The 2,525-nt window shown below is 35.8% G+C and carries 5 protein-coding genes and 1 pseudogene; all 6 read right to left on the bottom strand.

The window, feature by feature from the left end; genetic code table 11:
• Nucleotides 1-98 (bottom strand): annotated as a pseudogene (locus tag B3R94_RS08385) (30S ribosomal protein S3); the annotation flags it as partial.
• A gap of 4 nt (nucleotides 99-102) precedes the next feature.
• Nucleotides 103-519 (bottom strand): 50S ribosomal protein L22, encoded by a 417-nt coding sequence (gene rplV / locus B3R94_RS08380; protein ID WP_019974201.1) that lies wholly within the window; start codon nucleotides 517-519, stop codon nucleotides 103-105.
• Nucleotides 520-528: 9 nt separating this feature from the next.
• Complete coding sequence (gene rpsS / locus B3R94_RS08375; RefSeq protein WP_019974202.1) at nucleotides 529-807, bottom strand: 30S ribosomal protein S19; 279 nt, start codon at nucleotides 805-807, stop codon at nucleotides 529-531.
• Between the two features lie 3 nt (nucleotides 808-810).
• Complete coding sequence (gene rplB, locus B3R94_RS08370; protein ID WP_291100063.1) at nucleotides 811-1,635, bottom strand: 50S ribosomal protein L2; 825 nt, start codon at nucleotides 1,633-1,635, stop codon at nucleotides 811-813.
• Nucleotides 1,636-1,650: 15 nt separating this feature from the next.
• Complete coding sequence (gene rplW / locus B3R94_RS08365; RefSeq protein ID WP_038335466.1) at nucleotides 1,651-1,935, bottom strand: 50S ribosomal protein L23; 285 nt, start codon at nucleotides 1,933-1,935, stop codon at nucleotides 1,651-1,653.
• A gap of 10 nt (nucleotides 1,936-1,945) precedes the next feature.
• Nucleotides 1,946-2,525, bottom strand: a 580-nt coding sequence (gene rplD, locus B3R94_RS08360; RefSeq protein WP_291100060.1) for a 50S ribosomal protein L4, incomplete at its 5' end; no start/stop codon positions are given.

Genomic DNA, 2,525 nt, shown 5'->3' with positions numbered 1-2,525 from the left:
GCAATTTTATCACCGTAATCATTTCCACCGTACCAGTTAGAATCCCATCCTCTGATGATTCCTAAACGATTTCCGATTGGATTAGTTTTTTGTCCCATATTCTTAATCTTGTACTTTTTGTTTATCTTCTTTAGTTCCTAAAACCAAAGTTACATGGTTTGAACGTTTTCTGATTCTATGTGCTCTACCTTGAGGTGCAGTACGAATTCTTTTTAATTGACGTGCACTATCAACAGAGATTTCTTTTACATATAATCCAGCTTCTTCAACATCAGCTCCTTCGTTTTTGATTTGCCAGTTAGCGATAGCGCTTAATAACAATTTTTCTAAACGGATTGAAGCGTGGTTTTTAGTATATTTTAAAATACCTAAAGCTTTTTGAATTTCAACTCCACGGATAATATCTACTACTAATCTCATCTTACGAGGAGAAGTAGGAACATTATTTAATTTCGCAAAAGCTACCTGCTTGTTAGCTTCTTTGATTCTTTCGTTACTTAATCTTTTTCTAGATCCCATGGCCCTTTACTATTTTTTTCCTTTGTTTTTAGCTCCGGCATGACCTCTAAAAGTACGTGTAGGAGCGAACTCACCTAATTTATGACCTACCATATTCTCAGTAACATAAACAGGAATAAATTGCTTTCCGTTGTGTACTGCGATTGTTTGACCAACAAAATCAGGAGAAATCATTGATGCTCTTGACCATGTTTTGATCACGTTTTTGCTACCGCTTTCTACGTTAGCAAGAACTTTCTTTTCTAATTTATAGTGGATGAATGGTCCTTTTTTTAATGAACGTGCCATAAATTATTTTTTTCTTCTTTCAACAATATATTTGTTAGACGCTTTCTTCTTGTCACGAGTTTTGTAACCTTTCGCTGGAATACCGTTACGAGAACGAGGGATACCTCCTGTCGCACGACCTTCACCACCACCCATTGGGTGATCTACAGGGTTCATAACCATTGGTCTTGTTCTAGGACGACGACCTTGCCATCTTGAACGACCTGCTTTACCTGAAACTTCTAACTGGTGGTCTGTGTTAGAAACAACACCTACTGTTGCTTTACACTCCACTAAAATCATTCTCACTTCACCACTTGGTAACTTAACGATAGCATATTTACCATCACGAGCAACTAATTGCGCATAAGTACCAGCACTACGTGCCATAACAGCTCCTTGACCTGGACGTAACTCGATACAAGAGATTACAGTACCTAAAGGAATGTTTTTTAATTTCATTGCGTTACCTACCTCTGGCTCAACGTTATCACCTGAAACAATTACTTGTCCAGCTTTTAATCCGTTTTGCGCGATAATGTAACGTTTCTCACCATCTTCGTAAGATAATAAAGCGATGAATGCAGTTCTGTTTGGATCGTATTGTACAGATTCAACAGTTGCAGCACCTTCTTTATCACGTTTGAAGTCGATGATACGATATTTTTGTTTGTGTCCACCACCGATATAACGCATTGTCATTTTACCAGTGTTGTTACGTCCACCCGATTTAGATTTTCCTTCAACTAATGTCTTTTCTGGCTTAGCATTTTTATCTACTGCCGCAAATTCATTAACCACTCTAAAACGTTGTCCCGGGGTGATAGGTTTTAATTTTCTTACTGACATTTTTTAATTCTTAAATTATCCGAACAACTCTATTTCTTGACCTTCAGCTAAGCTAACGATCGCTTTTTTCAACTTATTTGTTTTTCCAGTTTGAAAACCTGTTTTTGTGTAACGAGTTTTTACTTTTGGAGCAGATACTAAAGTACTAACAGAAACTACAGATACACCGTAAGTTTTTTCTACAGCTTCTTTAATTTGAATTTTGTTAGCTTTTGTGTCTACATAAAACGAATATTGCCCTAACAACTCACTGTTATTAGTTGCTTTTTCTGAAATTACTGGTTTAATTATGATTCCCATTTTCTTCGTCTTATTTTGTTAAATTTTCTTGAACTGTTGCTAAAGAACCTTCTAAAAATACGATTTGAGAAGCATTGATTAAATCAAATACATTTAATTCCTCAGTTGTAACAACTTTAACTTTTTGTAAGTTACGAGAAGATAAATATACATTGCTATTAGATTCACCTAATACGAATAATGATTTTGTGTTCTCTAATCCTAAATCAGTTAAAACAGTTTTGAACTCTTTAGTTCTTGGAGCTTCGAAAGAAAAGTTTTCAACAACTTTGATTTCATTCTCAGCTAACTTTTGTGATAAAACTGATTTTTTAGCTAATCTCTTTTGTGCTTTGTTTAATTTGAAAGAGTAGTTTCTTGGACGTGGTCCGAAAACTCTACCTCCTCCTCTAAACACTGGAGATTTGATAGAACCAGCACGAGCTGTACCTGTTCCTTTTTGCTTTTTGATTTTACGAGTTGATCCCGCAATCTCAGCTCTTTCTTTTGCTTTGTGCGTTCCTTGGCGTTGAGCTGCTAAATATTGTTTAACTTCTAAGTACACTGTGTGTGTAGAAGGCTCAATTCCGAAAACTGCCTCGTCTAAAGAT

Origin of the sequence: Empedobacter sp. UBA7611, assembly GCF_002484365.1 — a bacterium.
In the GTDB taxonomy this organism is placed as follows: Bacteria; Bacteroidota; Bacteroidia; order Flavobacteriales; family Weeksellaceae; genus Empedobacter; species Empedobacter falsenii_B.
The sequence above is the reverse complement of the archived record's forward strand: the minus strand, read 5'-3'. Positions and strand labels throughout refer to the sequence as shown.

Bases quoted from the DNA above. Each gene is read 5' to 3' on its own strand.
- rplV (WP_019974201.1), bottom strand. From the start codon at position 519: ATGGGATCTAGAAAAAGATTAAGTAACGAAAGAATCAAAGAAGCTAAC.
- rplW (WP_038335466.1), bottom strand. From the start codon at position 1,935: ATGGGAATCATAATTAAACCAGTAATTTCAGAAAAAGCAACTAATAAC.
- rplB (WP_291100063.1), bottom strand. From the start codon at position 1,635: ATGTCAGTAAGAAAATTAAAACCTATCACCCCGGGACAACGTTTTAGA.
- rpsS (WP_019974202.1), bottom strand. From the start codon at position 807: ATGGCACGTTCATTAAAAAAAGGACCATTCATCCACTATAAATTAGAA.